This is a genomic window from Streptomyces millisiae (genome assembly GCF_031845425.1).
In the GTDB taxonomy this organism is placed as follows: domain Bacteria; phylum Actinomycetota; class Actinomycetes; order Streptomycetales; family Streptomycetaceae; genus Streptomyces; species Streptomyces millisiae.
Genome location: NZ_JAVREM010000216.1, coordinates 1 through 517, shown reverse-complemented (window position 1 = coordinate 517; position 517 = coordinate 1). Strand labels below are relative to the sequence as shown.

The following is a 517-nucleotide window of genomic DNA, read 5'->3' as shown; positions in this document are numbered from 1 at the left end:
CAGAGTAGGTATCACGGGCGAACTTTCGGGCAACGCCACGTGACCTACCGGAGAAGATCCCCCCGGCACCCGTCGTGATCCACTTCCATGTCATCCCCGGCCCCCACCGATTCGTCGTCCAGCAAACGAAGCCCCGACGCTACCCGTTCACTGTGACGAGTGGGGCGAGATAACCCGATTCGACGACGACCGGCCAGGACGTCGACCGATCAGATCGTCAAGACCATGCGGTAACGGGCCTGCCCGTGCTCCATCGCGGCATAAGCCTCTGCCGCTTCGTCGAGCGGGCGCTCCTCGATCAGGGCCCGGACCCCCGACAGCACCGCGAAATGCATCGGGTCCTCGACGTCGCGAGCGGTCCCCGAGGGATGCCCGGAGATGCTCAGCGCAGGCTGGATCAGTTGCACGGGGCTGATCGGCAACGGGTCCGCCGTCACGCCGATCGCCACCAGTTCGCCACGTGGCGCGAGCCCGCCCACGGTGTCGGCCATCGCCTGCGAGTTGCCCACCGTGGCCA

Annotated in this window: 1 pseudogene; it reads right to left on the bottom strand. The window is 66.9% G+C overall.

The annotated features are described in order from the left end of the window. Positions 1–209 precede the first annotated feature (209 nt). Positions 210–517 (bottom strand): annotated as a pseudogene (locus tag RNC47_RS36310) (alcohol dehydrogenase); the annotation flags it as partial.